The 4,582-nt window shown below is 45.3% G+C and carries 4 protein-coding genes; all 4 read right to left on the bottom strand.

Translation table 11 applies throughout. From position 1 onward, the window contains the following. A partial coding sequence (locus Q0191_RS06650; protein ID WP_297664959.1) for a heavy metal translocating P-type ATPase occupies positions 1-2,045 on the bottom strand: 2,045 nt, incomplete at its 3' end. Continuing rightward, on the bottom strand, positions 2,045-2,488 hold the full coding sequence (locus tag Q0191_RS06645) for a CopY/TcrY family copper transport repressor (protein ID WP_297664957.1): 444 nt from the start codon (positions 2,486-2,488) through the stop codon (positions 2,045-2,047). The genes Q0191_RS06650 and Q0191_RS06645, both read right to left, overlap by 1 nt. Before the next feature lie 147 nt (positions 2,489-2,635). Then, positions 2,636-4,138: a zinc ABC transporter substrate-binding protein AdcA gene (locus Q0191_RS06640; protein ID WP_297664955.1), complete on the bottom strand. Its 1,503-nt coding sequence runs from the start codon at positions 4,136-4,138 to the stop codon at positions 2,636-2,638. Positions 4,139-4,147: 9 nt separating this feature from the next. Then, positions 4,148-4,582 (bottom strand): metal ABC transporter permease (locus Q0191_RS06635; protein WP_297664953.1); only part of this gene is annotated, 435 nt, incomplete at its 5' end.

The raw sequence follows: 4,582 nt of genomic DNA, 5'->3' as shown, positions 1-4,582 counted from the left end.
CTGAGCTTGATAGCCTTGACCACATCCTGCAAATCACTATGCATGAGCACTACATCTGCCGACTCGATAGCTACATCGGCGCCTGAGCCGATGGCAATTCCTACATCTGCCTGAACCAGGGCTGGCGCATCATTGATACCGTCCCCTACCATGGCTAGTTTTTTCCCGGCTTCCTGTAAGTTCTTGATAGCAGTGGCCTTACCATCTGGTAATACTCCTGCGATAACTTTTTGGATTCCAGCTTTCTGGGCAATAGCTTTCGCTGTCTCTTCACGATCCCCTGTCAGCATGATAACTTCTAGTCCCATAGACTGGAGCTCCTGCACCGCCTTCAGACTGCTAGACTTGATCTCATCGGCTACCGCTAAAATACCTGCTAGCTGTCCATCTATTGCGACAAACATAGCTGTCTTCCCTTCTTGGGATAGCTCCAACAACTGTTCTTGAAAGGCACTGCTGTCAATGTGCTTTTCTTTCATTAATGACTCATTTCCCACCAGAAGATGTCTGCCCTCAACCTGAGCAGCCAATCCTCGTCCAACTATGGCCTCAAAATGACTGACAGGCAGTAAGTCAAGTCCCTCCTCTTTAGCAGCTTCTAAGATAGCCTGAGCCAAAGGATGTTCAGAATGCTGCTCAGCACTGGCGATTAGCCGCAACAAGTCAGAGCGATTAAAATCACTCAAAGGCAATAAATCCGTCAGGCTGGGCTTTCCAACCGTAATCGTCCCAGTCTTATCAAGAACAATAGTATCCAGCTGATAAGCCGCTTCCAAAGCTTGACCAGACTTAATCAGAATGCCATTTTCAGCTCCTTTACCAGTCCCGACCATGATGGCTGTCGGAGTGGCTAACCCCAGCGCACAAGGGCAGGCAATGACCAGAACTGCGATAAAGATTGACAGTGAAAAGCTAAGACTCTCACCAGCCAGAAAATACCAGCCCAGCGTGGACAAAGTAGCCAAGCCTAGCACGATTGGGACAAAATAGAGTGAAATCTTATCGGCCAAAGCCGCTATCGGAGCCTTAGACCCCTGCGCTTCCTCCACCAATCTAACAATCTGAGCTAAGGTCGTATCTGAACCCACCCTAGTTGCTTGGTAGTCAATACTACCATTTTGATTGATTGTGGCACTGGTAATAGTGTCACCGACCTTCTTTTCAATCGGGACACTTTCACCTGTCATCATGGACTCATCCACAAAGGTCTGCCCCTCCGTCACAAGGCCGTCTACAGGCATACGCTCTCCTGGCTTGATACGGATAATATCTCCAACTCGGATATCCTCTGTATCAATGGTCACAGCCTCTCCATAGCGAATCACTGTCGCCTGACTAGGCACTAGCTCAAGTAGAGACTGAATCGCCTGAGACGTTCTCCCCTTGGCTGAACTTTCCAGATATTTGCCTAGAAGAACCAAGGCAATAATCACTGCAACAGACTCAAAATAAAGCTGATGGACAAAGGGATGATGACCAAGAAAAACTTGACTAACCGAGTAGAGACTGTAGAGAAACGCTGCACTAGTCCCTACCGCAATCAAACTATCCATATTAGGATGTCGCTTGATCAGATTGCGAAATCCTCTCTGATAGAAGCCGCGCCCAATCCACACAGCAGGCAGAGTCAAAAGCAGTTGTGAAAGAACGAAGACCAAGGGATGCACCATATGGTCCAAGAAGCTAGGCAAGGGAAGACCAATCATACTTCCCATAGAGATATAAAGCAAGGGCAGAGCTGTAATAAAAAGAATTAGTAATTGTTGTTTCTTTTTTTGCAATTTCTGCGCTTTCATTGCAGCTTCTTCGCTCACATCGGACGGCCTAGCTTTTCCTTTTTCTTCTGCCTGATAACCAGCCTCAGCTACAGCATCCAGCACTTGCTGGCTGTCAAATCCTGCCTTAGGCAGCAAACTGAGACGTTCTGTCGCCAGATTAACACTGACGTCCTCGACCGTTTCTAAGTCCTTGATCGCCATCTCCACCGTCATAGCACAGGCAGCACAGGTCATGCCTGAGAGTTTGTATTCTTTCTTCTCGCTCATCAATGCGTCTCCTTTCCGTACCCGCAACGACACTGGCCTTGCGGACAGTCACATTTGATTTCCAATGGTGCCGAAGCTCTTTTCTTATCAATGACCTGACTGAGTCGCTCCAAGTCTCCTTGGCTGAACTGACTTCTCTCAATCATTGAAATCAAAAGATCACCATGTTTAGTGTTACAGATATTATCAAAAAGCGCCTGCCAAGTACTTTCCAGATGATCCGCTTCTAAAATCCGAGCATCGTAGTAAAACTTGCCCTCAATTTTTTCCATGGCAATAAATTCTTTTGTCTTTAGACGATTCAAAAGGGTCTTAATGGTTGCTGGCTTCCAAGAAAAGTCAGCTTCCAAACGCTCTATAATCTCTGTACTGCGACTGTGTGGATAGGCCCACAGCACACGCATCACTTGCCATTCTGCTTGGCTCATATTTTGCTGTTCCATTGTCTAACACTTCCTCGTTGTTTACATTTGTAATTCAATTCTTTATTAGTTTACATCTGTAATCGAAATTTGTCAAGCAATTTTATCATCATTTTCCGATATACAAAAAAGAAGGCGGGATAGTCCCGTCTTCTTTCTTTACTCACATTAGTGCGCCAACATCTCTTGGGCAATTTCTTGACCTGTCAATTTACTTGGATAGTAGGTTGGCCAATTTTCCAGCTGGTCAAAGAGTGCTTCTTGGCTTTCACCGCCATAGAAGATGTGGAAATGAGCTGCCTTGGTCGGTGCAATGTTATGATCACTAAATTGAACATACTTGTACTGGCCTGCATCCGCGTCTGTCGCTTCAAACATAAAGCGTACCCCTCGATTTCCCTTAGAGTAGGTCAGAGTGTGCTTACCAACGTATTTATACGTATATTTCTTGGATTTTCCATCTACTACAAATTCCATAGTCTTGTCTGTGATATTGATATTGGAAACATCTGTCTTGTAGCCTTTGTCATAGTAGTCCTTGTATTCAGCTGCCGTCATTTTCCCAGTCAGCTTAGCCTTGTAGTCAAAGACTTGGTCCAAGGTCCCGTCTTTCAGATAAGGGTAAACAGACTGCCACTCGCCAGCATAGTCAGACAAGGTCCGATCCTTGACAGCACTGTCTTCAAAGTAGCCGTTTTGGACTGTCTTATCGTCTTCTTCTTTCTCGGCAGCGATCTCTGCTCCCTCTTGGTCAGTCGTTTTCTTGAGAGCCTTGAGATTGGCCTGCATGATAGAAATATAGTCTGCTCCGTCCTTGGTCTGCTTTTCTGTCAAGCTTTCCAGGGGATTCAAGACATCAAGCTCTACTCCAGTTTCCTTAGCCAATGTAGAAGCTAATGCCTGAGAAGCATTTTCTTCAAAGTAGATATACTTGATTTTATTCTTCTTGATGTACTCGGTCAATTCAGCTAAGCGTGAAGCGGATGGTTCACTGTCTGGTGAAAGTCCAGAAATTGGCACCTGCTTCAAGCCATAGTCCAATGCCAGATAGTTAAAGGCAGCGTGCTGAGTGACAAAGCTCTTTTGCTTGGCATTGGCTAAACCATCTTCAAACTCCTTATCCAAAGCTTCCAGCTTCTTGATATAAGCCGCTGCGTTTTTCTCAAAAGTAGCTTTCTTGTCAGGATAGGCCTTGCTCAGACTATCACGGATGTGTTCCACCATTTTAATAGCCCGCTTCGGAGACAACCAAACGTGGGGGTCATACTCATGATGATGCCCCTCTTCACCATGGTCGTGGTCTTCTTCCTCTTCACCACCAGGCAACAGAAGCATATTTCCAGTCGCCTTGATAACCTTTTCTTCCTTATTTTTCAAGGTTTTTAGCAAATCCGGAACCCAAGTCTCCATATTTTCATTTTCATAGACAAAGGCATCTGCATCCTGAATCGTAGCAACTGCCTTAGCTGAAGGTTCATAATCATGCGGTTCTGTACCAGCCCCGATTAGAAGTTCTACACTGGCCTCATCTCCAGCCACTTGCTTGGTAAACTCATAAACAGGATAAAAAGTCGTGACAATATTGAGCTTGCCATCTGCATTTTTTTGATTGGAACAAGCTACTAAGAAAATACTCAGTAAACCTGCTAATAGTAGACTAATTTTTTTCATTTTCTGCTCCTATTTCATAAATTTTTTGACCAGATTGACCAGCAAAAACAAACTGACGAAGATAATCGTAATGCTGGCGCTTGCTGGTGTCTCTGCATAGTAAGAAATATAAAGTCCAGCAATCATACCAAAGAAGCCGATGGCATTTGCCAGCAAAATAACCGACTTGAAATTTTTCCCAATCCGCAGGGCAATACTGGCCGGCAGGACCATAATGGTCGATACCAGTAAAGCTCCCGCAGCTGGAATCATGAGAGCAATGGCAACACCCGTCACGATATTAAAGAGAATGGACATAGTCCGCACAGGCAGCCCATCCACAAAGGCCGTATCCTCATCAAAAGTCAAGATGTACATAGGCCGAATGAAGAGGAAGGTCAAGACAAGCACCACAGCAGCAATGACAAAGAGAGAAATCACCTGCTCCCTACTGATAGTCACAAT

This window comes from uncultured Streptococcus sp. (assembly GCF_938036805.1).
Taxonomy (GTDB): Bacteria; Bacillota; Bacilli; order Lactobacillales; family Streptococcaceae; genus Streptococcus.
This window is presented reverse-complemented; position numbering and strand designations above follow the sequence as displayed.

Excerpts from the sequence above, each read along its gene's own strand:
- Q0191_RS06645 (WP_297664957.1), bottom strand. The coding sequence starts at position 2,488 with ATGGAACAGCAAAATATGAGCCAAGCAGAATGGCAAGTGATGCGTGTG.
- Q0191_RS06640 (WP_297664955.1), bottom strand. The coding sequence starts at position 4,138 with ATGAAAAAAATTAGTCTACTATTAGCAGGTTTACTGAGTATTTTCTTA.